The sequence below is a fragment of the Bradyrhizobium sp. B039 genome (assembly GCF_038965675.1).
GTDB lineage: Bacteria > Pseudomonadota > Alphaproteobacteria > Rhizobiales > Xanthobacteraceae > Bradyrhizobium > Bradyrhizobium diazoefficiens.
Genome location: NZ_CP152416.1, coordinates 1186215 through 1211408, shown reverse-complemented (window position 1 = coordinate 1211408; position 25194 = coordinate 1186215). Strand labels below are relative to the sequence as shown.

Here is a 25194-nt window from a genome sequence, read left to right as displayed (position 1 = left end):
TGGTTCAGCGGTTACGATTCACGTCGGCATTCGGACGATTCTGCACAAGACGAACTCGGGGGGAAACGGTCGCGATATGTATTTCCGAAAGGCTCTTGAAAGCGTCCGGGCGCAGACCTAACGGCGAAAGTTAACGAATCCGGACATGTCGTCCGTCACGGACGACTTTATTCGATGACGTCGTTCGCGGTTGCGAGCAAGCCTGGGGGAATGGTGACGCCAAGCGCCTTGGCGGCCTTGAGGTTGACCGCGAGCTCGAACTTGGTGGGGTTCTGCACCGGCAGGTCGGCTGCCTGCGCACCCTTCAGGATGCGATCGATGTAGCCCGCGGCACGGCGGAGCTGCTCGGCGCTGTCGGTGCTGTAGGACATCAGCCCGCCCTCGTCGACGAAGGTGCGGCTCCAGAACACCGCAGGCACGCGCGCCTCGGCGATCGCCGCGAGCAGATGCGCGCGGTTGGCCATGGTGAAGAAATCAGGCAGGATCAGCAGGCCGCCGTCTTTGCGGAAGGCCAGCGCCGCGATCGAGGCTGCGTCATGGACCGGCGCGGGCTCGACCGTCACGTGAAGCGTCCGTGCGGCGTCCTCGATCGTGCGCAGCATGAGGGCAGCGAACGGCGCGGTGGCGGGATTGTAGACGACGAAGACGCGGGACACTTTCGGCGTCACTTGCGTCAGCATCTCCAGCCATTTGCCGGCCAGCGGGCCGTCGTAATCGGTGAAGCCGGTGATGTTGCCGCCGGGATGGGCGAGGTTCTGGACGAAGCCCTGGCTGACGGGATCGGTGACCACGGCGAACACGATCGGGATCATCGCGGTGCGCCGGCGCAGCTCTTCGACCGAGGGCGTGCCGACCGCGAGCAGGATGTCGGGCTTGAGCGCGATCAGCTCGTCGGCGAGCCCGGCGATCCGCGCCCTGTCGCCGGCGCCGCTGCGCCAGTCGATCCTGAGATTGCCGTGCTCCTTCCAGCCGTGGGCGGCGAGCGCCTCGACCAGGATGGCGCTGCGCGTCTGCCCGATCGCATCGTCGGCGGCCGTGACCGAGAGCACGCCGAGCCGCCGCGTCGCATTCGCCTGCTGCGCCTGTGCCGAAGCCGGCAGCACGACGATCGTCCCAAGAAGCGCCAGACACGCGCGGCGGTTCAAGGGGCGAACCATCAGATCCAGGCTCACTATATCCAGCCCTGGAGCTCGCGCAGCACCAGGGTGCGGATCACGTCCATGCCGGGTTCGCTGTCGTTGAGGCAGGGGATCGCGGAAAACTGCTCGCCGCCATTGTGCTTGAAGATCTCGGCATTCTCCTGCGCGATCTCCTCCAGCGTCTCCAGGCAGTCGGCGGCAAAACCCGGCGTCACCACCGCGATGCGGCGCACGCCCTCTTTCGCGAGCCGCTCCATCGTCTTGTCGGTGTAGGGCTGGAGCCACTCGTCATTGCCGAAGCGCGACTGGAAGGTCAGCAGCAATTTTGATGCGTCCACGCCGAGCCGGCGGCGCAGCGCCTCGGTCGTGGCGATGCAATGCTCCTGATAGGGATCGCCCTTGTCGACATAGGATTTCGGCATGCCGTGGAAGGAGGCGACGATCAGCTCCGGCTTGAACGGCAGGGTTGCCAGATGCGTCTCGATCGAGACGGCGAGCGCCTCGATATAGGCCTCGTCCTCGTAGTACGGCGGCGTCACCCGCAGCGTCGGCTGCGCACGCAGGCGGGCGAGCACGCGGAACACCTCGTCGCAGACGGTCGCCGAGGTCGAGGCGGAATATTGCGGATAAAGCGGGACCGCGAGGATGCGGTCGCATCCCTCCGCGATCAGCGCGTCGATGCCCGACTTGATCGAGGGATTGCCGTAGCGCATCGCCCAGTCCACCACGACATGATCGCGATCCGACAGCGCGGCGGCGAGCTTGTCGCTTTGCGACCGCGTGATGGTCTTCAGCGGCGACTCGTTCTTCTCGTTGTTCCAGATCTTCTGGTAGTCGAGCGCCTTGCTGCGGGGACGGCTGCGCAGGATGATCCCGTTCAGCACCACCTTCCAGACCAGGCCCTGGTCCTCGATGACCCGGGCGTCCGAGAGGAATTCCTTGAGATAGACCCGCACCCCGGGCGCATCGGCCGTATCGGGCGTGCCGAGATTGACCAGGAGCACGCCGACCCGCTTCTGGCCGGACCGGACGGTTGGCTGTGTGGTCTCGTTGGGAGCGGCGGTCGACATGATCAGTTGCGTCGCGCGTTGCACCGAACTTGTCAAGATGAGCCCGGTTTCGCTAGGGTCGCACCCAAGCGGGGGAGGGAAGATGACACTCGCGGAATGGTGCGTATTCGGAGCGCTGCTGCTCTACCTTGCGACGATCGCCTCGATCAAATGGATCCGGTTTCGCGGGTTCGACAATTCCCGGCCGCGCGATCCCGCCTTCTATGAGGACGCCATCGCGCAGCGCGCGCTCGGCGCCCACCAGAACGGCATCGAGACCTTTCCGTTCTTCGCCTTCGCGGTGCTGCTCGCCGAATTCAGGGACTCGCCGCAGCGGCTGATCGACGAGCTCGCGGTGCTGTTCCTGATCGTGCGGATCGCCTACGTGCTGACCTATCTCGGCAACCGCCCGACGCTGCGCTCGATCCTCTGGAGCATCGGCTTTGCGATCAATCTCGTGATCTTCTTCATGCCGATGCTGAAGCGGTTCTTGCCGGTGTGAGGGGGCGCGCGCCCTTCAACCCGTCATCCTGAGGTGCGAGCCCCGCGGTGCGAAGCACCGTGGGGTGAGCCTCGAAGGACGACGGTGATAGTTGATCGTAGCCCGGATGGAGCGAAGTGCTCCGGTCAAAAACACGTCGTCCGTTCGGCGGCGATGTAGCCGAACAACAGGCCGACGCCGAACAGCAGCACGAGACCTGCGGCGCCGAATTCGATGCCGCGCATGAATAGTGCGCCGCCGCCGTCGCGCCCTGCGCTCAGGCGGGCGGCGATGTCCTTGGCGGAGACGGCGACGACGGCAATGGCCGCGACCGTGATCGCGGTGCCGAGCCCCATCAGGAAGGTCGCGGCGATGCCGGCCCAGAACAGGCCCTGGGCCAGCGCGAACACCAGCACCAGGATCGCACCCGAGCAAGGGCGGATGCCGACGGTCAGGATCGCGGCGAACCCGCGCCGCCAGCCGCCGGGGCCGGCCAGCTCGCTCGGCGCCGGGCCGTGGGAATGGCCGCAATGCTCGTCGTGGACGTGGTCGTGCCCGTGATCGTGATGGGCGTGACCATGATCATGGTGATCGTGATCATGATGATCATGCGCCTCACGATGGTGGTGATGGCCGTGATCATGGTGCTGCGGCACGCCTGCGATCGCCGGCACCGGCTGGGTCGCCTGAAGCGCGCGGATGAAGGCGCCGCCCTTGACCCAGACCAGCCGCAGGCCGAACAGCGCGATCAGGCCATAGCTCGCGATCTCGATCACGCCTTCGGCCTTGCACATGGTCTTGGCCGTCGCATTCAGGATCCAGGCCGAGATGCCGACGATCAGGATCGCGACCACCGACTGCATCAGGGCCGAAGCAAACGAGAGCGCGATGCCGCGCCGCGCGGTCTCGCGGTTGGCGACGAGATAGGAGGCGATCACCGCCTTGCCGTGGCCGGGGCCGGCGGCATGGAAGATGCCATAGGCAAATGAGATGAAGAGCAGCGTCCACACCGCCGAACCGTCGGACTTGGCGGCGCGGATGGTCGCCGACATCTGGCGATAGAATTCCGACTGTTTTGCCAATAGCCAGCCGATGAGGCCGCTGGCCTCGGGCTCGGCCGCCGGCGCGGGTCTCGGTGCGCCGAACGGATTTTGCGCGAGGAGATCGTGAAGCGCGGCATCAGCCACGCCGAGCACGACGACAACCGCAGCACAGGCGAGCAGCTCGCGGGCAAGCGGCGAATGCAGGCTACCGGTCAAGGGCAATCCACCGTGATCTTGTTGGCGAACATCATGCCGAAATTGCTGTTCTCGCCGTTCAGGAAGGTCTGCTCGTTGAGCTTCTGGGCGGTGGCCGAGCCGTCGTTCGGCCGGTCCAGCTTCATCTGGCAGCCGGCGGGCGCGCCGACCAGCTTGACCGGATTGTCCTTGGCCATCTGGAAGTCGATGAAGAAGGAACGGTCGAACACTTCGAGCACCAGTTGCTTGGGCTTGACCGGGTTCTTCAGCGGCAGCGTGAAGTGCAGGGTCAGCACCGTATCCTTGTAGTCGAGGAAGTAGTCGACCGGCTCCTGGAATCGCTCCTTCTTGCCGTCCGCTCGCGCGAAGGTGAAGTAGGCATATTCCTTCAGCGACTCGACATTGGTCTGCGCCAGCGGCCCGAGCTCCTCGCGCGTATAGGCGCCCTTGGTCTTGCTCTCGAGCCCCTGCACGGCATAGGCCGAGAACATGTCGTCGAAGGTCCAGGCGTGGCGGACGCCGGTGATGCTGCCGTCCGCGGCGTAAAGCAGCTCGCTGGTCGCGGTGATCCAGACATGCGGATGCGCGCGCGCCGCACCCGCCGCGAGCGTGAGGACGGCGGCGAGCAACAGACCGAGCAGGGCGCGCATACCCATCAGGCCGCCCTGGCGTCGTCGAGCAGGCCGCGGCGGCGGAGCAGTGCGTCGGGCTCCGGCGGGCGGCCGCGGAAGGCCTCATAGGCGGCCTCCGGATCGACCGATCCGCCCGAGGAGTAGATGTCGTCATGCAGACGTTTTGCGACGGCCGGATCGAAGATGTCGCCGGCCTCCTCGAACGCGCCGAAGGCGTCGGCGTCCATCACCTCCGACCACATGTAGCTGTAATAGCCGGCGGCATAGTGGTCGCCGGTGAAGATGTGACCGAATTGCGTCGGCCGATGACGCAGCGCGATCTCCTCGGGCATGCCGATCTTCTCCAGCTCCTTCTTCTCGAAGGCCCGTACGTCGCTGGCCGCCGCGGCCGGCTGGGTGTGGAATTCGAGGTCCACCAGCGCCGAGGAGACGAACTCGACCGTGGCAAAGCCCTGGTTGAATTTTCGCGCGGCGAGGAAGCGCTGGAGCAGGTCGTCCGGCAGCGGCTCGCCGGTCTGGTAGTGGCGGGCGAATTGCTGGAGCACCTCGGGCCGTTCCTGCCAGTGCTCGTAGAGCTGCGACGGCAGCTCGACGAAGTCGGTGAACACGGAGGTGCCCGACAGCGATGGATAGGTCACGTTGGACAGCATGCCGTGCAGGCCGTGGCCGAACTCGTGGAACAGGGTGCGGGCGTCGTCAGGCGACAGCAGCGAGGGCTCGCCGCCGGCCCCCTTGGCAAAATTGCAGATATTGAGAACGAGCGGCGCGACGTCGCCGTCGAGCTTCTGCTGGTCGCGCAGCGAGGTCATCCAGGCGCCGGAGCGCTTCGACGGCCGGGCGAAGTAGTCGCCATAGAACAGCGCCTTGTGCTTGCCGTCCCGCCCCTTCACCTCCCAGACCCGGACGTCCGGGTGCCAGACCGGCACGTCCTTGCGCTCCTCGAAGGTGATGCCGAACAGGCGCGTGGCGCAGTCGAAGGCGGCGGCGATCATGTGGTCGAGCGCGAGATACGGCTTGATCGCAGCGTCGTCGAAATTGGCCCGCTGAAGGCGGAGCTTTTCGGCGTAGAAGCGCCAGTCCCACGGTGCGAGCTTGAAATTGCCGCCCTCTTCCGTGATCAGCGTCTGCATCTCGTCGCGATCGGCGAGCGCCCGGGCGCGCGCCGGCTTCCAGACCCGCTCGAGCAGCCCCCGCACCGCTTCCGGCGTCTTGGCCATGGAGTCCTCGAGCCGGTAGGCGGCGTAGGTCGGGTAGCCCAGCAGGTTCGCGCTCTCCTCGCGCAGCTTCAGGATATCGACGATGGTCGTATTGTTGTCGTTGGCGTTGCCGTTGTCGCCGCGCGCAGTGAAGGCCTTGTAGACCTTCTCGCGCAGGTCGCGCCGGGCCGAACTCTTCAGGAACGATTCGACCGAGGAGCGTGACAGCGTGACGATGGCCTTGCCGGCCATGCCGCGCTCTTCCGCCGCAGCCTTGGCACTGGCGACGAAGCTCTCCGGCAGGCCCTGGCGGTCGGCCTCCCCTAGCTCCATGAACCATTCCTGCTCGTCGCCGAGCAGATGATGGCTGAAGCCGGTGCCGAGCTGGGCGAGCCTCTCGTTGATCTCGGCCATCCGCGTCTTGGCCTCCTCGGAGAGGCCGGCGCCGGCGCGGTGGAAGCGGGTATAGGTGCGCTCCAGCAGGCGGAGCTGTTCGGGCGAAAGACCCAGATTGGCGCGGTTCTCGTGCAGCTGGGCGATGCGACCAAACAGCACGGCGTTCATCATGATCGGATTCCAGTGCCGCGCCATCCGCAAGGAAACCTCCTTGTCGATCTCCAGGATGGCCGGGTTGGAATGCGCCGAGACGAGGTCATAGAACACCGCCGCCACCTTGCTCAGCAGCTTGCCCGAGCGCTCCAGCGCCGTGATGGTGTTGGCGAAGTCGGGCGCGGCCGGGTCGTTGGTGATCGCCGCGATCTCGGCGGAATGGTCGGCGAAGGCCTGCTCGAAGGCCGGCAGGAAGTGCTCCGGCGTGATCTCGTCGAAGGGCGGGGTCGCGAACGGCGTCACCCAGGCCTTCAGCAGCGGGTTGGTCTCGGGGTCCGTAGTTTGGCGGGTTTCTGACATCGCAAGTCCCGGTTTTCGAGCTGGTTTGTTGCGGCCAGCTATAGCATGCGATCGGGCTTTTTTGGGCCATTTGGCCTTGCTCCCGCCTGCCTTTTCGGAGAGATTGCGGCCCTCGAAGACTAGGGATCCCTGAGCCCCATGAACGCGCCTTCCTCTTCCCGCCAGATCGTCTGGCCCAGCGTCATCACCGTCATCAGCGCCGCCATCCTGATCGGCGCGGAGGTGTTCGGCGCGGCCTTTGCCGGCGGCTGGGCGCTCGCGATCCTGTTCGGTTTAGGCGATCAGGGCGCGCACATCCTCCAGGCCGTGCTGTTCGCACTCGGCGTGCTGGTGATGACCGCGTTCGTCCGCGCCGCGCAGCGCGTCGAGCCCTTCACGAAGCGCGGCTGACGCTCGCTCGCGCGAGAGAGACACGCGCGCAGGCTTGAAAACTTAACGCGCGTTCATCTTCCGCGTCGCTCGCGCAACACTGCGCAAGCAGATGTTAGGCAAATCTGTTCTCAGCCTAAAAAAATTGTTGCGAAGCAGAGTCAAAACGCTTATGTGCGCTCTTGCCCAATTTCGCACGTGCCTGTGGTCGTGTGTCAGTCGGTAGGTATCCGGACAAGAGGCCGGACAGCCGCCAAGGGGTGAAGAAGCCGAGGGGCTCTTCGGAAGTGCGGAAGTCAAAAGACCGAAAGGTCGGACGACGAAGCAAACCCGGAGCGTCCAGCATCTCTCTCAAGAGATGCCATGTCGAAGGTGACTTCACTCTTTGCAACCGTGACTGGCAGCCGGAGGCGAACCGGCGCACCCCGCTCTCAACGGGGGACGCGACTTAAAGCAACGACGGATCGGGCTTTTTTGGTCTCTACCGGCAGTCCAACGCCGGCGCGGGCTACTGAAAAGGCTTGTCCTTCATTGCCAGGTGTGCGGGCGGGAAATTCCCAACCAATCCACGGCAGCACAGTCTGGTTTGAGTCTTTTGGCTTCGTTGCGCCTCCATCGCGCAATCCGGCCAGAGCGCTCTTATCCGACGTCATTTTTTGAACGGATCCCCGTCGCTGGGCCGTTTGGGAGAGTGCTATGACCGAACGTATTCAGGAATTCCTGCGCAATCGCCGCAGCGAGGGCCGGGACACCGAGCCGTGCCTCGTCGTCGACCTCGAGGTCGTGCGCGACAATTACCAGACCTTTTCCAAGGCGCTGCCCGACAGCCGCGTGTTCTATGCCGTCAAGGCGAACCCGGCGCCGGAAGTGCTGGCCCTGCTCGCCTCCATGGGCTCCTGCTTCGACACCGCGACCGTCGCCGAGATCGAGATGGCGCTGGCCGCCGGCGCTACGCCCGACCGCATCTCCTTCGGCAACACGATCAAGAAGGAGCGCGACATCGCGCGCGCCTTCGCGCTCGGCATTCGGCTGTTCGCGGTCGATTGCGCCGCCGAGGTCGAGAAGATCGCCCGTGCCGCTCCCGGCGCGAAGGTGTTCTGCCGCATCCTCTATGACTGCGCCGGCGCCGAGTGGCCGCTGTCGCGCAAGTTCGGTTGCGACCCGGAGATGGCCGTCGACGTGCTGGACGTCGCCAAGCGCCTGGGCCTGGAGCCGTGCGGCATCTCCTTCCATGTCGGCTCGCAGCAGCGCAAGGTGAAGGCGTGGGACCGTGCGCTGGCGATGGCCTCGCAGGTGTTCCGCGACTGTGCCGAGCGCGGCATCAACCTCTCCATGGTCAACATGGGCGGCGGCTTCCCGACCAAGTACCTGAAGGACGTGCCGCCGGTGGTGACCTACGGCCGCTCGATCTTCCGCGCGCTGCGCAAGCACTTCGGCAACCAGATCCCGGAGACCATCATCGAGCCGGGCCGCGGCATGGTGGGCAACGCCGGCATCATCGAGTCCGAGGTCGTGCTCATCTCGAAGAAGAGCGACGAGGACGAGGTGCGCTGGGTCTATCTCGACATCGGCAAGTTCGGCGGCCTGGCTGAGACCATGGACGAGTCGATCCGCTACGCCATCCGCACCGCCCATGACGGCGCGGACATGACGCCGTGCGTGCTCGCGGGACCCACCTGCGACAGCGCCGACGTGCTGTACGAGAAGAACCCGTATCCGCTCCCGGTGACGCTCGAGATCGGCGACAAGGTGCTGATCGAAGGCACCGGGGCCTATACGTCCACCTACTCGTCGGTGGCGTTCAACGGTATCCCGCCGCTGAAGACCTACCATATCTGATTTGCCACATCTGACCCGCCTCGCTCTCGAGGCCTGACGAACCCGGGAGCCGGCTTGCCGGCTCCTCCCTCACATTTCTGATTTCTGACGACGTCTTGAGCCGGCGTGCTGATCGCATGTCGGTTCAAGCGGGGACTGACGCGCCATGACTGCTTTTCGGAAGCCACAAGTCGCCCTCACTTCGAAAGCCGCTCCGTTCGCGATCCGTGCGGAGCGTGCTGCCGACGTCGCCGCCCGTGAAGCGCTGCTCGATGCCAGCTTTGGCGAGAACCGCCATGGCCGCACCTGCCAGCGCCTGCGCGACGGACGTGCACCTGCCTCAGGCCTTGCCCTGTCGGCTGTGCGCGAGGGGACACTCGTGGGAACCGTGCGGCTGTGGCACGTCAGCGCCGGAGGCAGGCCCGCTCTGGTCCTCGGACCGCTGGCGGTGGACCCTGCCTGCCGCGAGCTCGGGATCGGCGCCGCGCTGATGCAACAAGCGCTGGCCGCCGCCCGGGCGCGCGGGCATGCCGCCGTGATCCTGCTTGGCGATGCCCCCTACTATGCGCGTTTCGGCTTCTCGGCCGAGAGGACCGGCGCACTGATGCTGCCCGGCCCGTTCGAGCGAGACCGCCTGCTGGCGATCGAATTCCAGGCCGGTGCGCTGGATGGCGCCGAGGGGATGATCGTCCCGACCGGCGCGGCCCTGGCCAAACGGAGGGTGGTTCGCCCCCTCCAGGCGCACGCGGCCTAAGGGATTGCCATGATGGCGACGACCGAAGCTGCAGTGAGCAGCAACGCCCGGTCGCGCCCGCGCCAAGCTCATTTCCTTTGGGGTTGCGCAGGCCCCGGAAACACCCTTTAACCCCGCGAAACACCTCTTTCAGTCGAGGCCGAACCCATGTCCCGTCGCCTGATCTCCACCGGCTCCCCGTTCGAGAAGACCGCCGGCTACAGCCGCGCCGTGGTCGACGGCGACTTCGCCTTCGTCGCGGGAACCACCGGCTATGACTACACCACGATGACGATGCCGGCCGATGTCACGAGCCAGTCACGCAACTGCTTCAAGACCATCGAAGCTGCCCTGAAGGAGGGTGGTTTCGAGATGGCCGACATCGTCCGCGTGACCTACTACCTCACCGACATCAAGGATGCAGACGCGCACTTTGCCGTTTGCGGCGAAGTCCTCGGCGACATCCGCCCGGCGGCAACGCTCCTCGTTGTCTCGGCGCTCTACAAGCCTGAGATGAAGGTCGAGATCGAAGTCACCGCCAAGCGCCGCAGCGCCTGATCCACCCTCACCCTTTGTCCGCCAGCACGTTCCGGAGAAACCATCCCATGAGCCCCGCCTCGCAGATCTACGCGAAGATCACTGGTCCCATCGTCATGGTCGGCTTCGGCTCCATCGGCAAAGGCACGCTGCCGCTGATCGAGCGGCATCTCGATTACGACAAGTCGCGCGTCACTGTGATCGATCCCAAGGACGAGGGCCGCAAGGCACATTGCGAGAAGCACAATGTCCGCTTCATCCAGAAGGGCGTGACCAAGGACAATTATCGCGAGTTGCTGACCCCGCTGCTCACCGAAGGCGGCGGCCAGGGCTTTTGCGTCAATCTCTCGGTCGATACCGGCTCGACCGACATCATGGAGCTCTGCAACGAGCTCGGCGCTCTTTATATCGATACCGTCAACGAGCCCTGGCTCGGCTTCTATTTCGATTCGTCGAAGGGCCCGGAAGCGCGCTCCAACTACGCCCTGCGCGAAGTGACGCTGGCCGCCAAGAAGGCGCGCCCGGCGGGCTCGACCACGGCCGTCTCCTGCTGCGGCGCCAATCCCGGCATGGTGTCCTTCTTCGTCAAGCAGGCGCTGCTCAATGTCGCCGCCGACCTGAAGCTCAATGCCCCCAAGCCGAAGACCAAGGCCGAATGGGCGGACCTGATGCGGCAGGCCGGCATCAAGGGCATCCACATCGCCGAACGCGACACCCAGCGCTCCAAGAAGCCGAAAGAGCCTGATGTCTTCGTCAACACCTGGTCGGTGGAAGGTTTCCTGTCGGAAGGCGTGCAGCCGTCCGAGCTCGGCTGGGGCACCCATGAAAAATGGATGCCCGAGAATGCGCGGACCCACGAAGCCGGCTGCGGCGCCGCCATCTATCTGATGCAGCCCGGCGCCAACACGCGCGTGCGCACCTGGTGCCCGACCCGCGGCGCGCAGTACGGCTTCCTCGTCACCCACAACGAGTCGATCTCGATCGCCGATTACTTCACGGTGCGTGACGCCTCGGGCAAGGCGGTCTATCGGCCGACCTGCCACTACGCCTATCATCCGGCTGACGATGCCGTGCTGTCGCTGCATGAGATGTTCGGCCGCGCCGCGAAGATGCAGGAAAAGCACCACATCCTCGATGAGAACGAAATCGTCGACGGCATCGACGAGCTCGGCGTGCTGCTGTTCGGCCATGACAACAATGCCTACTGGTACGGCTCGCAGCTCTCCATCGAGGAGACCCGCAAACTGGCGCCCTATCAGAACGCCACCGGCCTGCAAGTGACCTCCGCCGTGCTCGGCGGCATGGTGTGGGCGCTGGAAAACCCGAACGAGGGCATCGTCGAAGCCGACGAGATGGATTTCGATCGCCTGCTGGAAATCCAGCTGCCCTATCTCGGCCCGGTGAAGGGTTTCTACACCGACTGGACGCCGCTGACGGACCGTCCAGGACTGTTTCCGGAAGATATCGATACCAGCGATCCCTGGCAGTTCCGGAATATTCTGGTGCGTTGACCCCGAAGGGGTCATCCCGGGATGCGCGCCAGGCGCGCAGACCCGGGATCTCGAAGTTCCTAGCAAGAGATTCTCAGGTGCGCGAGTGCGCACCATAGTTCATCGCTGGCGCGATGCCCCGGAATGACGTTCGTTACTTGGCCATGTAATCGAACGCCACGCTGCCGAGCCCAAGCGTCAGGTCCGCTTTGAAATGCAGCGCCGAGATCACCTCGCGCACCGGCAGGCGGGCGACGTCGCAGAGTGCGTGGGGAAACAGGCCGAGTGCGGCAGGGCCAGTCCACGCTTCCTTCAGCACGACGTCATCGAGATGAAAGCGCACCAGCTCGCAGATCCGCGGGCTGCCGTCGACATGCGGGATGATCTTCAGGATGAAGTTCGGCGACGCCATCGACTTCAGCACCGTGTCGTGGTCGACCTTGCGGTGCTTGTAACCCATCGTGGCCGAAGCGCAGAGTACCGAGCCGTAATGCAGCGAGCCGACCAGGACGTCGCTCTCGACCTCGATCTTGGGCCTCGCGAGCTTCTTCGGAAAGCCCCACAACTCGCGGCCGCCGGCGATCGGGGCCTCGTCGTCCAGATACATCGCGTGGGTGTAGCCGCCCTCCTCGCCCTTGAAGCGGACCGGGATCACCTGCCCGGTTTCGGTGTAGTCGCCGAATCCGGTCGAGTCTGGCATGCGAATGAATTCGTATTTCACCAACGGCTCCGCCACCTCAAGCGGCTCGGGCACGATGGTGGCGAGGGCTTCGGGATCGGTCCTGTAGGTGATGATGAAATATTCGCGGTCGAAGAAGCGATATGGCCCCGGCGGAAATGCCGGATTGGTGAGCGGCATCGAATAAGCGGTGCGGCGGACGTCTTCGATCTTCATGGGAGGCCCCATCTGTCGTTGGCGTGACGGATTATGGATCGGGCCGCCTGCCGATGCGAGATCGTATAATTAGCATCGGTCGTCAAATGCGCGTCACAATATGCCGGCCGTCGGGCTACTTCTCCCTGATCGGCGGCGCGATCTTCTCCGCGGGCGCCGCCGGCAGTGCCGGCTTGGTGGCTGCGCCTTGCGTCTGCGGATCGGGGCGCGCGGGCTCGGGCGCCGGTGTGGTCGGCCGGTCTCCGCCGGGCTTTGATTCAGCCGGAGTCTTGCTCTGATCGTCGGACGGCGTGCCCTGGAGCGGCCCTGTCGCCTGCGCCGTCTGCATCCGGCTCTCGGCGCGGATTTGCGCCAGCGACAGGCCTGACACCACGACGCCGGCTGCAAACAGCGAACAGGCGATCATCAGGTCGATTTTCAGTCTGCGCTTGTCATATTGGCCGGGCATGTCGATCACCGCCTTTGTCCGCGGGATCAACGAAATTGGAGCGCACCGGTTCCGCCGCGGCTAGCGAGCCGCCGGGAACTGAAACTGACGGGGAACCCCAAGCGGATCTTCGATTGTGAGCGTGGCGTTAGTCCCGTCGTCAGCGATGGCGATCTTCGGCGCGGGCTCTTTGTACCAGTAAATCCAATTTGACGCGCTCCATCTTACTCCCGGCCAATCCGCGCTGACCATGTCCCGTTCAAGCAAGCGATCGCCCGACTTGGAAAAAACAACGAGTTGGCACGGATTCCAAAGCATGATGTGCGAAAGCCCGACAACGTATTTCAGATTGGGCGAAATCCAGATGTATGTCAGTGCCGGAACGGGGCGGCGAAATAACTCTGTACCGGTCGTGGTGTCGTGCAAGCGCAGATAGGAATAGTCATTGTCCGCGGTGAAGGGGTTTCTTGTCGAAGAGATCATCTTCCAGCGTGATTTTTCGCTACTATAGCCCCAATCGTGATGATGTTCGGCGCGAAGCGTCCCCGCCTCAGCCGAGATATCGACGACGCCCTCATAGCCGATTCTGTCGGCATGCGCCGGAGCGATGAACGGCACAACTGACGAGAGCGCAATCCGCAGGATTGCTAGGCGGCACAATCGCATAAACAGTCCGCGAGCCTGTTCGGCCATGCCCTCAGTCCGTTGTGCTGACTTCCCAGGTGGCGTGGCGCACGCCCGGCAGGTGCTGAAGATCGGTCGCCACCGCGTTCAGCTCGTTCGGATCGACCGCGGTCGCGACCAGCTTTGCGACGATCTCGATCAGATCGTCCCCGGTCTCGACCACGTCGATATCGGCCACCGGATATTTTGCGCCCTCGAGCTTCTCGACCAGCCGGTCGCGCATGTCGGGCAAGGCATCCGCCGCCACCGCGAGCTTGAAATAGTAGGTCGCCTCCGAAGTCTTCTCATTCAGCGGAATGCGGTTGATGGCGTTGACCAGCGGGCGCAGCATGGTGTTGCCGGCGATGACGAACACGGTCAGCGCGGCCGCCTGCGCGACCATGTCGGCGCCGGCGCAGGAGCCGACCGCGGCCGAGGCCCACAGCGTCGCCGCGGTGTTGAGCCCGCGCACGTCCATGCCCTGCTTCATGATAACGCCGGCGCCGAGGAAGCCGATGCCGGAGACGACGTAGGAGATCACGCGCACCGCGCCGTCGGCCCCGGTCAGGTGCATGGCGAGATCGACGAAGGCGGCCGCACCCACCGCGACCAGCACGTTGGTGCGCAGGCCCGCGGTGCGCTGGCGATACTGCCGCTCGGCGCCGATCAGCGTGCCCAGCACGAAGGCCGTGAACAGGCTGACCAGCGTGTCGGCGAAATCAGCAATCTGGAACGTCGTCAGAAACCGCATGGCCCCCTATACGGCCGGAACGATGACAGATCAAAGCTCCAGCAGGCCGCCGTCCCCATTTTCATCCGCAAACGCCAGCAGCGTGCCCTTGACGTTCCAGGCGAGCGCCGCCACCGGCGGTGTGCCATTGCGGCGGACCAGGATCTCGGCGCCGTCCTCCAGCCGCACCATCAGCACGGTGCCGTCGCTGTAACCCGCGGCGAGGATGTCGTTCTTGGGATGGCAGGCGACGACCGAGACGCGCGCCTGAAGCGGCGCGAGCATCGCGGGCTCCTTGCCCATCGGGCCATCCTTGCTGCCGAACGGCCACAGGATGACGGTATCGGCGCCCGAGGTCGCAAGCGCCTTGCCGCCCGCGCTCCAGGACATCGAGCGAACGCGGCCGGGATAGCCGGTCATGCGCATGTGGCGGTTGTCGGCGAGCCGCCAGCCGTGCAGCGCCGGTTCGTGCATCGCGGTGACCAGGAATTTGTTGTCCGGGCTGAAGGTCACCGCGTGATGCGAGCCGGCCCAGGGCAGGAATTCGGCCGATGCCGCCATGTTCGGAAACCACAGCGTCGCGCCGTTGTAATGCGCAATCGCGAGCCGCAGGCCCTTCGGCGCGAACGCAAGGCCGCCGACGGTCGAGGGCACCTCGAGCGACTTTTCCTCGTTCTTGCCGCTCTTGACGGTCGCCGTCTTGCCGGCGGACCAGGCGAAGGCCCCGTCCGCGTGCAGCGCCACCGCGTCGATCCAGCGGCGCTTGGGGTCGGTGGCGAGCAACGTCACCTCGCCCTTGGCATCGAGCGACACGACCTTGCCGTCGTCGCCGCCCATGACGAGGCGCTTGCCGTCGGACGCGGTCGAGAGAATGCCGCCGCCGTGGACGGCGACGGTGGTGATCTCGCCCTGGCTATCGACGAACGCGACGTTCTCCTCGCCGCCGACGAAGGCGGCGCGGTCACCGAGGAAATGCACCGACGTCACGCCCATGCCGAGCGCGACCGGCTTGACGCGGTCGGTGACGGAGACGATCGAAGCGGAATCGGGGGCGGGCGTAAACTCTTTCATCACGAGACGATGCAGCTCTCAAAACCCTTGCGGATGGCCTCTTCCGGCAATTCGCGGCCGATGAAGACGAGGCGGCTCTCGCGCGGCTCGCCGTCCTTCCATTTCCGCTGGTGGTTACCCTCCAGCATCATATGGACGCCCTGGAAGACGTAGCGGTCATCGTCGTCGTGGAAGGCGAGTATGCCCTTGGAGCGCAGGATCTTGCCGCCCTCGACCTGCACCAGGTTCTGGAGCCAGGGCATGAACATGTTCGGATCGAGCGGCTTGTCGGTCTTGAGCGACAGCGATTGCATGTCCTCGTCGTGATAGTGCTTCAGGCCGTGGCCGTGATCGTGGTGATGATGGTCGTGGCCGTGGTGGTGATGATCATGGTCGTGGTCATGATCGTCGGCCTCCAAAAAGTCCGGCTCGATGTCGAGGATGCGGTCGAGGTCGAACGCGCCGCGGTCGAGCACGTCGGCCAGCGCCACCGAGCAGCGCTCGGTGCGGTGGAGTTTCGCATAGGGGTTGATGGCGCGGATGCGGGCCTCGACCTCGGCGAGCTCACCCTTGGTGACGAGGTCGGTCTTGTTCAGCACGATGACGTCGGCAAAGGCGATCTGGTTCTTGGCCTCGGGCGCGTCCTTCAGACGGTCGGACAGCCATTTGGCGTCGGCAACCGTCACCACCGCGTCGAGGCGCGCGTTCTTCTGCACGTCCTCGTCGACAAAGAAGGTCTGGGCCACCGGCGCCGGATCGGCAAGGCCGGTGGTCTCGACGATGATGGCGTCGAACTTGCCCTTGCGCTTCATCAGCCCGTCCATGATGCGCACGAGGTCGCCGCGCACGGTGCAGCAGATGCAGCCATTGTTCATCTCGAACACTTCCTCATCGGCACCGATGATGAGGTCGTTGTCGATGCCTATCTCGCCGAACTCGTTGACGATGACGGCGTATTTCTTGCCGTGGTTTTCCGAAAGGATGCGGTTCAAAAGCGTTGTCTTGCCGGCGCCGAGATAGCCGGTCAGGACGGTCACGGGAATTTTCTGGGAGGTCGCTTCAGACATAACTACTCCGGGGTCGGGCTCTTTCGCGCGACGCGAGGCGGGGTGGCCCCTGCCCTAGTGGTCAAGCGCGCTGGTCAGGGCCTTTATATTGTGCCTGACCATGTCAATGTAAGTGGGTGCGGACCCCTTTTCACCCGTCAAACCGTCCGAAATCAAGGTCCCGCCGACCTTTGCCCCGGTCTCGGCCGCGATCCGCCGGATCAGGCGGTCGTCGCTGATATTCTCCAAGAATACCGCCGGGATCTTCTGGCCTTTGATCTGGCCGATGATGGCGGCGATGTCCCGCGCGCTCGGCTCGGTTTCGGTGGAGACGCCGAGCGGCGCGATGAACTGGATACCGTATTCGGCGGCGAAATAGCCGAAGGCGTCATGGGTGGAGATCACCTTGCGCCGCTCGGGCGGAATTTTCGCAACGGCCTCGCGCACCTCGCGGTCGAGCGTTTCGAGCTTTTCCAGATAGGCCTTGGCCTGGGCGCGGAAGAACTCCGCGTCCTCGGGATCGGCCGCGGCCAGCGCGTCGGCGATATCCGTCACGTAAACCTTGGCGTTGGGGACGGACTGCCAGGCATGCGGATCGGCAGCCGAGCCAAGCTTCAGGGGCGCGATGCCGGCGCTGGCGGTGACGACCGTTGCCTTGCTGCCGGAGGATTGCACGAGGCGCGGCAGCCAGCCCTCGAGGCCGAGCCCATTGACGACAACGAACTTTGCGTCCGCGATCCGCTTCGCATCGCTTGGCGCCGGAGTGTAGACATGGACGTCGCTGTCGGGGCCGACCAGCGTGGTGACGCTGACCCGGTCGCCGCCGACGTTGCGGACGAAGTCGCCGAGGATCGAGAAGCTCGTGACGACGTTGAGCCGTTCCGCGGCATGCAGCGGCGAGGCGGTCAGCAGCAATGCAAGGAGCAGAAGGAAGCGCATCGCCGTCACGCTTCCAGATGCCGGCCGGGAAACAACTGCCGGACGATGCCGCCGACCCGGCCGAACAGCACCGAGACGATGTAGAGCACGGTCGCGACCAGAATGATCGCGGGGCCCGACGGCACGCGGGTCTGGAACGACAGCACGAGGCCGGCATAGCCCGAGACCGCGGCAGCGACGACCGCGATGCAGATCATCGCCGTGAGATCGCGCGACCAGAACCGCGCGATGCCGGCCGGCAGGATCATCAGCCCCACCGCGAGCAGCGTGCCGAGCGCCTGAAAGCCGTTGACGAGGTTGATCACGACGAGCGCGAGGAAAGCGAGATGCGCAGGCCCCCCGGCCCGGCTGACAGTGCGCAGGAACAGCGGATCGACACTCTCGATCACCAGCGGGCGGTAGATCACGGCGAGCACCAGCAGCGTCACCGTGGCGTTGAAGGCGACCACCAGCAGCGTCTGGTCGTCCATCGCGAGGATGTTGCCGAACAGCACGTGCAGCAGGTCGATATTGGTGCCCTTGATCGAGACGATGGTCACCCCCAGCGCCAGCGAGGCCAGGTAGAAGGTCGCGAGCGACGCGTCCTCCTTCAGCCCGGTCGAGCGCGCGACCACACCGGCGAGGATCGCGACCGCAAAGCCCGCGAACAGGCCGCCGGCCGTCATTGCAAACAGATTGAGACCGGAGAGCAGGAAGCCGACCGCCGCGCCCGGCAGGATCGCATGCGCCATGGCATCGCCGACGAGGCTCATCCGCCGCAGCATCAGGAATACGCCGATCGGCGCGCCCGCGAGCGACAGCGCGATCACGGCGGCAAGCGCGCGCCGCATGAACTCGAATTCGGTGAACGGACCGATCAGCGCGTCATGGAGCATTTGCGGTCACGCCGCCCGCGAGCGGGCATCGTCGGCCGCGCAGGCCGCGGCGCTGTCGTCGAACGCCTCGCACATCCGCATCGCGACCATGAGGTTCTCCGGCGTCAGCACCTCCGCCGTCGGGCCCCATGCCACAGGGCCGCGCGCCAGCACCAGGGTCTCGGTGAAATGGCTGCGCACCATCTCCATGTCATGCAGCGCGGCGAGCACCGTGCGGCCCTCGCCGTGCCAGCGCTTCACCAGCGCGAGCAGGTCAGTCGTGGTCTTGCTGTCGATGGCGTTGAAGGGCTCGTCGAGCACGATCAACCGCGCGTCCTGGAGCAACACGCGCGCGAACAGCACGCGCTGCATCTGACCGCCGGAGAGCGTGCCGATCGGGCGGTTCTCGAAGCCATTCAGCCCAACGGCGCCGATCGCGCGGAGGATTTTTTCGCGCGCGGCTTTGCCGATTCCGCCGAACAGGCCGGTGCCGCGCCACAGGCCGGTGCCGACGAAGTCGAACACCGAGATGGGGAAGCTGCGGTCGATCTCCGCGCTCTGCGGCAGATAGGCGATATCGCGGGAGTCGAGCCCGCCGAGATGGATGCTGCCGTCGAGCGGCCTGAGGATGCCGACGATGCCGCGCAGCAGGGTCGACTTGCCGGCGCCGTTCGGGCCGATCACGGCGACCAGCGCACCCGGCGCAACCTCGCCGTTGAGATGGTGCACGGCCGGATGCCGGTCGTAGCCCAGCGTGACGTTGTGGAAATGCAGCGCCGCCATCGTCACCTCATTGCCAGAAAGACGATGCCCCAGAGCACGGCGCAGACGGCAACGGCGGCCGAGAGGCGGCCCGCCATGGTCATGCGCAGGATCGACCAGGGCGCCGCCTGGGCCGGATGCGGCGAGGTCGCGTCATGGACGTGGGCATGGGTGTGGTCGTGCCCGTGCGAATGCGCGTCGCCATGAGAATGGCCGTGGGCATGGTCGTGATGGTGGGCGTGGGACGCGGCGGGAACCATGTCTGGACGTTATATTATAACATTATGCCTGTCCACGCCGGGCTCAGGGCTTGCCGATCACCATCGCGATGGCGGCCGCCACGAACGGGAACGGCACCGAAACGGCGCAGCGGAACCAGACGAAACGGGCCGGCATGAACGGGATTTCCCACAAAATCACCCGCTGGAAGGCAAACAGCGCCCAGGCGACGACATAGGCGACCACTTGCGGCACCCCGCCGCCCGACTTCAGCGCCACGGTCCCGATGGAGAAGCCGATCACGGGGCCGCCGGGCGTGGCGGCGCCGGCGACCACGGCGGTCGCGACCCCAAGCCAGCCGCTGTCGGGGCCAAGCCAGCCGGTGATCACTTCCTGGGGGATGATGGCGGCGATGTAGCCTGAGCCGATCACCCCCAACGCGATCCGCGGCACGATGTTGATGAAGTCCATCGAGCCTTCGCGCAGCGAGGCCTTGAACACCGGCGGGCCGCGACGGAAAGCGATCAGGCCGACGCCGAAGACCGAGCCCCATAGCAGGATGTCGATGAGGAGCGCCGCGCTCAACTCGCCTCCTCATCGCTGTCACGCTTCGGATAGAGCCGGACATAGACGAAGCGGCCGAGGCCGCCTGCGAGCACCGGCAGCGGCAGCGAGATGACGATCCGCCACAGCGTGAAATCGGTGCCCATGATCGGGATTTCCCAGGCGACCGCCCGGCCGTAGCCGATCAGGGTCCAGCTCACGACCATGGCGATGGTGGCGCCGAAATCGGCGCCGACCGCCAGCAGCGCGCTCGCCACGGGATAGGCGGTGAAAGGACCGCCCGGCAGGATCGCGCCAAAGGCGGTGCCGATCAGAAGGCCCTTCAGGCCGGATTGCGGCCCGAGCGAGCGCGAGACTTTTTCGTGCGGCAGGATCTCGGAGATGAAGGCGCCGAGCAGGCAGCCGGCCAGCACGCGCGGCAGGATGCCGCCGAACAGCGAGAGGTCGTGGGTGAGAATGTCGAGAACGCCGTCGGTGCCGTCACGCCGCCACACCAGCGCCGCGCTGACCGCCACCAGGGCCGCGATGATGATCGTCGACCAGCCGATCGGCTTGCGCACACGGCCCGGCCGCGGCTCGGACTCCGCGTCCTCGGCAGGCGCCGGGTCTTTCGGGGAAGGGTCTGACAACGGGTGTGGGGCGGCTCGATGGTGATGCCCGTCCTGATTAAGGGCGCCGTCCATGCGATGCAAACGGTACGATCACAGACCGATGCGCGCATGACGCAGGACTGGTTCAATCAATTCCGCACAGCAAAAAGGCGGCCGCGCATGCGACCGCCTTGTCTGTCATTCCGGGGCGGCGAAGCCGAACCCGGAATCTCGAGATTCCGGGTTCGATGCTACGCATCGCCCCGGAATGACGGAGTAAAGCCTTACGCCTTGTCGAACAGGGACTCGACGTATTCCCAGTTCACGAGGTTCTCGACGAACGCCTTGAGATAGTCCGGACGGCGGTTGCGATAGTCGATGTAGTAGGAGTGCTCCCAGACGTCGCAGCCGAGGATCGGGGTGGCGCCGTGCACCAGCGGATTCTCGCCGTTCGGGGTCTTGGAGATCTCGAGCTTGCCGTTCTTGACCTGGAGCCAGCACCAGCCGGAGCCGAACTGGCCGACGCCGGCCGCCTGGAAGTCGGTCTTGAACTTCTCGAAGCCGCCGAGGTCCTCGTTGATCTTCTTCTCGAGCTTGCCGGGCAGCTTGGTGCCGCCGCCATTGGGCTTCATCCAGCTCCAGAAGTGGATGTGGTTGTAGTGCTGGCCGGCATTGTTGAACACCGCGGGGTTCTTGCCGAACGAGCCCTTGACGATCTCCTCAAGGGACTTGCCTTCCCATTCGGTGCCCTTGAGCGCGTTGTTGCCGTTGGTGACGTAGGCCTGATGATGCTTGTCGTGGTGGAATTCGAGCGTCTCCTTCGACATGAACTGGCCGAGGGCGTCATAGGCGTAAGGGAGAGGGGGCAGCGTAAAGGTCATGGGTTCTTGTCCGCAACTGGGTGGGGAACGTGTTCTAACGGTCATCCCTTATAGAAGGTTCCGCGGCCGTTAAATACCTCAGAATTTGCGAAAACGCGTGATGGGTGCCGCTTGGCTGGATTGCATAAAATCGTCGCAGCACGCGCTGGTCATCAGCCGTGCGGTTCGCCATAAAATATCGTTGCCTTTGAAGCGCTTATGACAGAACGAATGCGCCACGAAGCGGAGCTGCGAAGGACGAAGCCATGACCATCGAGATCGACATCTTGAACGGCGACGCCTCGTGGCCGATCGCCGAGCCGCTGCATCAGGCGGTCTGGGGACCGCATGTGGTCGCGGACAAGCCCTGGGCTCACGTCAAATGGGACAACGCCCATCTTCGCGTGCTGCTCGAGACGCCCGAGGACGGCCTCGTCTGCCACGTCGGCGTCTACTTTCGCACCGTCACCTGGAACGGGCAGAAGGTTCACGCCGGCGGCATCGGCGGCGTCTGCACGCGCGAGGACCGGCGCGGTCGCGGCTACGCCACCATGGCTATCGACGCGGCGGTGCACACCATGCGCGCCAACGAGGCGGTCCGCTTCGCGCTGCTGTTCTGCGAGCCGCACAATTTTGCGTTCTACGAATCCCGCAGCTGGCTGCCCTTCAAGGGCGAGGTCTATTGCGAGCAGCCGGAGGGGCGGATCCGCTTCGACTACATGGCGCCGTACGTCTTCAACATCGTCCGCGCGCCGACGCTGGGCACCATCGACCTATGCGGCTTGCCCTGGTGAGCCCTGCGTGACCGGAGGGCTGGTGCCAGAGAGCCACGCCCTGTAATATGTCGGTCATCATCCAATATTCCGCACCGTGGACATGACGATCGACGCCCCCATAGACGCCGCCCCGCCGCGTGCACCGGTCGCCTCCCCCATCGCCAGCCTGCTGACGGCGCCGATCCTGCCGACGCTGCTGCGGCTCGCGATCCCCAACATGATCGCGATGGTCGGCAGCACGCTGGTCGCGATCGCCGAGACCTCCTATATCGGCCGGCTCGGCACCATCCCGCTCGCGGCGATCGCGCTGGTGTTCCCGTTCGCGATGCTGACGCAGATGATGAGCGCGGGCGCGATGGGCGGCGGCGTCTCATCCGCGATCAGCCGCGCGCTCGGCGCCGGGGATCGCGACCGCGCCGCGACGCTGGCGCTGCATGCCGCCATCATCGGCCTCTGCGGCGGGCTGTTCTTCACGGTAACGATGCTGGTCTTCGGCCGCTCGTTCTTCACGCTGCTCGGCGGCCGCGAGCGCGTGCTCGAGGAAGCCAGCGGTTATTCGCAGGTGCTGTTCTCCGGCGCGGTCGCGATCTGGCTCGTCAACACGCTGGCCTCGGTGATCCGCGGCACCGGCGACATGCGCCTGCCCTCGATGACACTGATCGGGGCAAGCGTGCTCCAGATCGCGCTCGGCGGCACGCTGGGGCTCGGCCTGTTCGGCGTGAAGCAATTCGGCATGCCGGGCGTCGCCGCCGGCCAGTTGATCGCATTCACCTGCGCCGCGGTCTTCTTCCTCTGGTATCTCTTGTCAGGCCGCAGCCGGCTGCCGCTGGATTTCCGCGCGTTTCATTTTGAGCGCGCGATGTCCCTGGACATCCTCAAGGTGGGCGCGGTCGCCTGCCTCTCGCCGCTGCAGACCGTGCTCACCATTCTGATCTTCACCAGGATCCTGGCGACGTTCGGCACCGAGATGCTGGCCGGTTACGGCATCGGCTCGCGGCTGGAATTTCTGCTGATCCCGATCACCTTCGCCTTCGGCATCGCCTCGGTGCCGATGGTCGGCATGGCGATCGGCGCCGGGCATGTGAAGCGCGCACGGCGCGTGGCCTGGACCGCAGCCGCGGCGTCCGCCCTCACCGTCGGCCTGATCGGACTCGTCATTGCGCTCGATCCCGCGTTGTGGGCCTCGCTCTTCACGGCCGACCCCGGCGTCACCGCCGCCGCGCACAGCTATTTCCACTGGGCCGGCCCGGCCTTCGCGTTCTTCGGCATGGGCGTGTCGCTGTACTTCTCCTCGCAGGGCGCCGCGCGCGTCGGCGGACCGGTGCTGGCCTCCACCGCGCGGCTTCTGATCGTCGCGATCGGCGGCGGCGTCCTCATAATGGCGCAAGCGCCGGCCTGGACCTTGTTCGCGCTGGTCGGCGGCGCGATGGTGGTGTTCGGACTGTCTACCGCGGCCTCCGTCGCTTTCGCGCGCTGGGGCAAATGAGCGCAGGCAAATAAGCGCGGGAATGTGATTCCATCCAGCGTTGCACTATCCTGCTGGGCTGCTATGGAGGCGCTCCACTTCGGGGCCCCTCCATGATTTCCAGATTCGCTACTCTCATCGTCCTTCTGGCTGCGCTGCTTGGCGCGACTGCCGCCCAGGCGCAGAGCGCCGACGGGACCTGGCTCACACAGGCCGGTGACGCCCGCGTCAAGATCAGCAAGTGCGGCGGCGGCCTCTGCGGCGTTATCATCTGGCTGCGCGAACCCATGGACACCGCGACCGGCCAGCCCGCCACCGACAGCAAGAATCCCAATCCCGCGCTGGCGAGACGGCCGATGATCGGCCTGCCGTTGTTCAGCGGCATGCAGCCGTCCGGCCCGAACAAATGGTCGGGCCAGATCTACAATGCCGACGACGGCAGCACCTATGCGAGCAGCGTCTCGGTCACGGGTGCAGACTCGCTGCGGGTCGAAGGCTGCGTCGGCGCGCTTTGCGGGGGCGAAACCTGGACGCGCGCGGGACGCTAGCGCTTCAAGCCATCATCGCCTTCAGCGCCGTCGCCGCCGAGGCGTAGCCGCCCCGCGCGCCGTCGATGAAGTGCACGTGGTCGCTGCGCAGCGCCGACGGCGTGAAGCAGGTCATCATCGCGGCGTCCTGCGGGTAGAGGCCGTAGCGCACGACGCCCTCGCGCGCGGCAGCCGCGAGACGATCGCTGAGGGTGCGTTCGAGCTCGGGTGTACAGTCGAGGATCATGCGCAGGCCGTCGTCATATTTCCTGAAGTCCGAGTTCTCGACCACCTGACGTTTGTAGAGGTTGGGCACGAAACCGCCGACCTTGATGTCGAAGCGCATGATCAGATAGGCGAACAGCGTGTAGGCCAGCACGCCGGCGCGGCGCGCGAGCAGCGGGCCGCCGCGCTTGGTGCGGGCTTCGTAGTCCAGCCCCTGCGGCGGCCATTTCAGCGGCGGCCCCTGTGGCGGCACCGGGCGGGCGCCGTCCGGGCTGCGTTCGACGAGGTGGATGATGTCCTCGATCACCTTGCGGAACGCCGGCGGGTCCGCGCCGCGTGCCGGCATCACCAGAACCGACAGGATCAGGCCGCGCGAGGCCGGAATCACCTCGAAGCGGCAGGACAGGCCGGACAGATCCGGCTGCGTGCCGGCCGGCGCCTCAGCGACGGCGAACTCGCCGCGCTTCATCGCGGCGTCGGCCCAGGCGAGCCCGCCGCCGGAGAACATCGCATAGGACAGGTTCGCCGACGGACCGAAGCGCGCGACGCGCACGTCGAGACCTTGCGCCCGGATCGCACTCACCGGCACCAGCGCAACACGCATCGTCAGATCGAGATCCTCCCGTACCCAGGTCGCGGTCGCAGCCAGCGCGTCCCGGGCGCGATCGAGATCGCCGGGCGCGACCGCAAAGCTCGCGCCGTCACCGCCGAACACGAAGGGGAATTCCCGTCCCTCAAGCGCATTGGTCACCGCCGCGATCACGGCAGCGCCGGCCATGTTGACCGCCTTGTAGCGCTGCGCCGCGATCGCCTTGGTGGAATCGACGATGTCGGCGACACCGATGCTCCAGTCATCCGGCAGCGACGCATAGAGCGCGGGGTCCATCAGGCTGGTGAAGCCGCGGAAGACGGGGATGCCGCCATAGAAGGATTCGCCTGATGTCATCGGATGATGCCGAATGGTTGGACGCGTCCAGGAGAAGTACGTGGCAGGACCGATCCGGGTTCGCC

28 protein-coding genes are annotated in these 25194 nt (G+C 65.5%); 9 read left to right on the top strand and 19 right to left on the bottom strand.

Annotated elements, in window-relative coordinates:
• Window positions 1–167 precede the first annotated feature (167 nt).
• Both AAFG50_RS05600 and hemH read right to left on the bottom strand, forming a co-directional pair.
• Window positions 168–1145 carry an ABC transporter substrate-binding protein gene (locus AAFG50_RS05600; protein WP_028173853.1) on the bottom strand — a complete coding sequence of 326 codons (978 nt, stop codon included), beginning with the start codon at window positions 1143–1145 and terminating at the stop codon, window positions 168–170.
• Between the two features lie 26 nt (window positions 1146–1171).
• A complete protein-coding gene (gene hemH, locus AAFG50_RS05595; protein WP_028173852.1) occupies window positions 1172–2209 on the bottom strand; it encodes a ferrochelatase in 1038 nt (345 codons plus the stop codon).
• An 82-nt stretch (window positions 2210–2291) separates the two neighbouring features.
• Between hemH and AAFG50_RS05590 the strand changes: the two genes are divergently transcribed.
• Entirely contained in the window at window positions 2292–2690 is a 399-nt protein-coding gene (locus AAFG50_RS05590) for an MAPEG family protein (protein ID WP_011090478.1), read from the top strand.
• Window positions 2691–2815: 125 nt separating this feature from the next.
• Here AAFG50_RS05590 and AAFG50_RS05585 read toward each other — a convergent pair whose 3' ends face one another.
• The 3 genes from AAFG50_RS05585 to AAFG50_RS05575 are packed head-to-tail and all read right to left on the bottom strand — an operon-like array spanning window position 2816 to window position 6644.
• Window positions 2816–3934, bottom strand: coding sequence for a nickel/cobalt transporter (locus AAFG50_RS05585; protein WP_028173851.1), 1119 nt, complete (start codon window positions 3932–3934; stop codon window positions 2816–2818).
• Window positions 3925–4563: a DUF1007 family protein gene (locus AAFG50_RS05580; RefSeq protein WP_011090480.1), complete on the bottom strand. Its 639-nt coding sequence runs from the start codon at window positions 4561–4563 to the stop codon at window positions 3925–3927. The genes AAFG50_RS05585 and AAFG50_RS05580 overlap by 10 nt, the downstream gene beginning before the upstream one ends.
• Window positions 4563–6644 carry a M3 family metallopeptidase gene (locus tag AAFG50_RS05575; RefSeq protein WP_028173850.1) on the bottom strand — a complete coding sequence of 694 codons (2082 nt, stop codon included), beginning with the start codon at window positions 6642–6644 and terminating at the stop codon, window positions 4563–4565. The genes AAFG50_RS05580 and AAFG50_RS05575 overlap by 1 nt, the downstream gene beginning before the upstream one ends.
• A gap of 138 nt (window positions 6645–6782) precedes the next feature.
• On the opposite strand from AAFG50_RS05575, the gene AAFG50_RS05570 reads away from it, so the two are divergent.
• From AAFG50_RS05570 to AAFG50_RS05550, 5 genes are all read left to right on the top strand, one after another.
• A complete protein-coding gene (locus AAFG50_RS05570) occupies window positions 6783–7034 on the top strand; it encodes a hypothetical protein (RefSeq protein WP_011090482.1) in 252 nt (83 codons plus the stop codon).
• Window positions 7035–7709: 675 nt separating this feature from the next.
• The gene (locus AAFG50_RS05565) at window positions 7710–8852 is read left to right on the top strand and encodes a type III PLP-dependent enzyme (protein ID WP_011090484.1); all 1143 of its coding nucleotides are present in this window, start codon (window positions 7710–7712) and stop codon (window positions 8850–8852) included.
• 145 nt (window positions 8853–8997) lie between these two features.
• Window positions 8998–9585, top strand: coding sequence for an N-acetyltransferase (locus AAFG50_RS05560; RefSeq protein ID WP_011090485.1), 588 nt, complete (start codon window positions 8998–9000; stop codon window positions 9583–9585).
• Between the two features lie 147 nt (window positions 9586–9732).
• On the top strand, window positions 9733–10122 hold the full coding sequence (locus tag AAFG50_RS05555; protein WP_028173849.1) for a RidA family protein: 390 nt from the start codon (window positions 9733–9735) through the stop codon (window positions 10120–10122).
• A 47-nt stretch (window positions 10123–10169) separates the two neighbouring features.
• A complete protein-coding gene (locus AAFG50_RS05550) occupies window positions 10170–11612 on the top strand; it encodes a homospermidine synthase (RefSeq protein ID WP_011090487.1) in 1443 nt (480 codons plus the stop codon).
• Between the two features lie 133 nt (window positions 11613–11745).
• Here AAFG50_RS05550 and AAFG50_RS05545 read toward each other — a convergent pair whose 3' ends face one another.
• The 13 genes from AAFG50_RS05545 to AAFG50_RS05485 form a co-directional block, all read right to left on the bottom strand.
• Window positions 11746–12486, bottom strand: a complete 741-nt coding sequence (locus AAFG50_RS05545; RefSeq protein ID WP_028173848.1) for an acetoacetate decarboxylase — start codon at window positions 12484–12486, stop codon at window positions 11746–11748.
• A gap of 115 nt (window positions 12487–12601) precedes the next feature.
• The gene (locus AAFG50_RS05540; protein ID WP_028173847.1) at window positions 12602–12934 is read right to left on the bottom strand and encodes a hypothetical protein; all 333 of its coding nucleotides are present in this window, start codon (window positions 12932–12934) and stop codon (window positions 12602–12604) included.
• A gap of 60 nt (window positions 12935–12994) precedes the next feature.
• Complete coding sequence (locus AAFG50_RS05535) at window positions 12995–13606, bottom strand: hypothetical protein (RefSeq protein ID WP_053815142.1); 612 nt, start codon at window positions 13604–13606, stop codon at window positions 12995–12997.
• Window positions 13607–13610: 4 nt separating this feature from the next.
• Window positions 13611–14327 carry an MgtC/SapB family protein gene (locus tag AAFG50_RS05530; protein WP_011090491.1) on the bottom strand — a complete coding sequence of 239 codons (717 nt, stop codon included), beginning with the start codon at window positions 14325–14327 and terminating at the stop codon, window positions 13611–13613.
• Between the two features lie 30 nt (window positions 14328–14357).
• The gene (locus AAFG50_RS05525; RefSeq protein WP_028173845.1) at window positions 14358–15377 is read right to left on the bottom strand and encodes a WD40 repeat domain-containing protein; all 1020 of its coding nucleotides are present in this window, start codon (window positions 15375–15377) and stop codon (window positions 14358–14360) included.
• Window positions 15377–16423, bottom strand: a complete 1047-nt coding sequence (locus AAFG50_RS05520; RefSeq protein WP_011090493.1) for a GTP-binding protein — start codon at window positions 16421–16423, stop codon at window positions 15377–15379. Before AAFG50_RS05520 ends, AAFG50_RS05525 begins: the two co-directional genes overlap by 1 nt.
• Before the next feature lie 54 nt (window positions 16424–16477).
• The gene (locus AAFG50_RS05515; RefSeq protein WP_342714152.1) at window positions 16478–17341 is read right to left on the bottom strand and encodes a zinc ABC transporter substrate-binding protein; all 864 of its coding nucleotides are present in this window, start codon (window positions 17339–17341) and stop codon (window positions 16478–16480) included.
• A 5-nt stretch (window positions 17342–17346) separates the two neighbouring features.
• Entirely contained in the window at window positions 17347–18216 is an 870-nt protein-coding gene (locus tag AAFG50_RS05510; protein WP_011090495.1) for a metal ABC transporter permease, read from the bottom strand.
• Between the two features lie 6 nt (window positions 18217–18222).
• The gene (locus tag AAFG50_RS05505; RefSeq protein ID WP_028173843.1) at window positions 18223–18978 is read right to left on the bottom strand and encodes an ABC transporter ATP-binding protein; all 756 of its coding nucleotides are present in this window, start codon (window positions 18976–18978) and stop codon (window positions 18223–18225) included.
• 2 nt (window positions 18979–18980) lie between these two features.
• Window positions 18981–19217 carry a hypothetical protein gene (locus AAFG50_RS05500; protein ID WP_028173842.1) on the bottom strand — a complete coding sequence of 79 codons (237 nt, stop codon included), beginning with the start codon at window positions 19215–19217 and terminating at the stop codon, window positions 18981–18983.
• A 43-nt stretch (window positions 19218–19260) separates the two neighbouring features.
• Window positions 19261–19761, bottom strand: a complete 501-nt coding sequence (locus tag AAFG50_RS05495; protein WP_008138982.1) for a hypothetical protein — start codon at window positions 19759–19761, stop codon at window positions 19261–19263.
• Window positions 19758–20369: a permease gene (locus AAFG50_RS05490; RefSeq protein ID WP_028173841.1), complete on the bottom strand. Its 612-nt coding sequence runs from the start codon at window positions 20367–20369 to the stop codon at window positions 19758–19760. The genes AAFG50_RS05495 and AAFG50_RS05490 overlap by 4 nt, the downstream gene beginning before the upstream one ends.
• 245 nt (window positions 20370–20614) lie before the next feature.
• Window positions 20615–21211, bottom strand: a complete 597-nt coding sequence (locus AAFG50_RS05485; RefSeq protein WP_014491764.1) for a superoxide dismutase — start codon at window positions 21209–21211, stop codon at window positions 20615–20617.
• 245 nt (window positions 21212–21456) lie between these two features.
• On the opposite strand from AAFG50_RS05485, the gene AAFG50_RS05480 reads away from it, so the two are divergent.
• The 3 genes from AAFG50_RS05480 (at window position 21457) to AAFG50_RS05470 (ending at window position 23979) form a co-directional block, all read left to right on the top strand.
• Window positions 21457–21984 carry a GNAT family N-acetyltransferase gene (locus AAFG50_RS05480; protein ID WP_028173840.1) on the top strand — a complete coding sequence of 176 codons (528 nt, stop codon included), beginning with the start codon at window positions 21457–21459 and terminating at the stop codon, window positions 21982–21984.
• A gap of 82 nt (window positions 21985–22066) precedes the next feature.
• Entirely contained in the window at window positions 22067–23452 is a 1386-nt protein-coding gene (locus AAFG50_RS05475) for an MATE family efflux transporter (RefSeq protein WP_028173839.1), read from the top strand.
• 92 nt (window positions 23453–23544) lie between these two features.
• A complete protein-coding gene (locus AAFG50_RS05470) occupies window positions 23545–23979 on the top strand; it encodes a DUF2147 domain-containing protein (protein WP_028173838.1) in 435 nt (144 codons plus the stop codon).
• 4 nt (window positions 23980–23983) lie between these two features.
• Here AAFG50_RS05470 and AAFG50_RS05465 read toward each other — a convergent pair whose 3' ends face one another.
• Window positions 23984–25129 (bottom strand): DUF3095 domain-containing protein, encoded by a 1146-nt coding sequence (locus AAFG50_RS05465; RefSeq protein WP_028173837.1) that lies wholly within the window; start codon window positions 25127–25129, stop codon window positions 23984–23986.
• Window positions 25130–25194 lie beyond the last annotated feature (65 nt).

Excerpts from the sequence above, each read along its gene's own strand:
- hemH (WP_028173852.1), bottom strand. The coding sequence starts at position 2,209 with ATGTCGACCGCCGCTCCCAACGAGACCACACAGCCAACCGTCCGGTCC.
- AAFG50_RS05590 (WP_011090478.1), top strand. The coding sequence starts at position 2,292 with ATGACACTCGCGGAATGGTGCGTATTCGGAGCGCTGCTGCTCTACCTT.
- AAFG50_RS05580 (WP_011090480.1), bottom strand. The coding sequence starts at position 4,563 with ATGGGTATGCGCGCCCTGCTCGGTCTGTTGCTCGCCGCCGTCCTCACG.
- AAFG50_RS05575 (WP_028173850.1), bottom strand. The coding sequence starts at position 6,644 with ATGTCAGAAACCCGCCAAACTACGGACCCCGAGACCAACCCGCTGCTG.
- AAFG50_RS05570 (WP_011090482.1), top strand. The coding sequence starts at position 6,783 with ATGAACGCGCCTTCCTCTTCCCGCCAGATCGTCTGGCCCAGCGTCATC.
- AAFG50_RS05565 (WP_011090484.1), top strand. The coding sequence starts at position 7,710 with ATGACCGAACGTATTCAGGAATTCCTGCGCAATCGCCGCAGCGAGGGC.
- AAFG50_RS05560 (WP_011090485.1), top strand. The coding sequence starts at position 8,998 with ATGACTGCTTTTCGGAAGCCACAAGTCGCCCTCACTTCGAAAGCCGCT.
- AAFG50_RS05555 (WP_028173849.1), top strand. The coding sequence starts at position 9,733 with ATGTCCCGTCGCCTGATCTCCACCGGCTCCCCGTTCGAGAAGACCGCC.
- AAFG50_RS05550 (WP_011090487.1), top strand. The coding sequence starts at position 10,170 with ATGAGCCCCGCCTCGCAGATCTACGCGAAGATCACTGGTCCCATCGTC.
- AAFG50_RS05545 (WP_028173848.1), bottom strand. The coding sequence starts at position 12,486 with ATGAAGATCGAAGACGTCCGCCGCACCGCTTATTCGATGCCGCTCACC.
- AAFG50_RS05540 (WP_028173847.1), bottom strand. The coding sequence starts at position 12,934 with ATGCCCGGCCAATATGACAAGCGCAGACTGAAAATCGACCTGATGATC.
- AAFG50_RS05535 (WP_053815142.1), bottom strand. The coding sequence starts at position 13,606 with ATGGCCGAACAGGCTCGCGGACTGTTTATGCGATTGTGCCGCCTAGCA.
- AAFG50_RS05530 (WP_011090491.1), bottom strand. The coding sequence starts at position 14,327 with ATGCGGTTTCTGACGACGTTCCAGATTGCTGATTTCGCCGACACGCTG.
- AAFG50_RS05525 (WP_028173845.1), bottom strand. The coding sequence starts at position 15,377 with ATGAAAGAGTTTACGCCCGCCCCCGATTCCGCTTCGATCGTCTCCGTC.
- AAFG50_RS05520 (WP_011090493.1), bottom strand. The coding sequence starts at position 16,423 with ATGTCTGAAGCGACCTCCCAGAAAATTCCCGTGACCGTCCTGACCGGC.
- AAFG50_RS05515 (WP_342714152.1), bottom strand. The coding sequence starts at position 17,341 with ATGCGCTTCCTTCTGCTCCTTGCATTGCTGCTGACCGCCTCGCCGCTG.
- AAFG50_RS05510 (WP_011090495.1), bottom strand. The coding sequence starts at position 18,216 with ATGCTCCATGACGCGCTGATCGGTCCGTTCACCGAATTCGAGTTCATG.
- AAFG50_RS05505 (WP_028173843.1), bottom strand. The coding sequence starts at position 18,978 with ATGGCGGCGCTGCATTTCCACAACGTCACGCTGGGCTACGACCGGCAT.
- AAFG50_RS05500 (WP_028173842.1), bottom strand. The coding sequence starts at position 19,217 with ATGGTTCCCGCCGCGTCCCACGCCCACCATCACGACCATGCCCACGGC.
- AAFG50_RS05485 (WP_014491764.1), bottom strand. The coding sequence starts at position 21,211 with ATGACCTTTACGCTGCCCCCTCTCCCTTACGCCTATGACGCCCTCGGC.
- AAFG50_RS05480 (WP_028173840.1), top strand. The coding sequence starts at position 21,457 with ATGACCATCGAGATCGACATCTTGAACGGCGACGCCTCGTGGCCGATC.
- AAFG50_RS05475 (WP_028173839.1), top strand. The coding sequence starts at position 22,067 with ATGACGATCGACGCCCCCATAGACGCCGCCCCGCCGCGTGCACCGGTC.
- AAFG50_RS05470 (WP_028173838.1), top strand. The coding sequence starts at position 23,545 with ATGATTTCCAGATTCGCTACTCTCATCGTCCTTCTGGCTGCGCTGCTT.
- AAFG50_RS05465 (WP_028173837.1), bottom strand. The coding sequence starts at position 25,129 with ATGACATCAGGCGAATCCTTCTATGGCGGCATCCCCGTCTTCCGCGGC.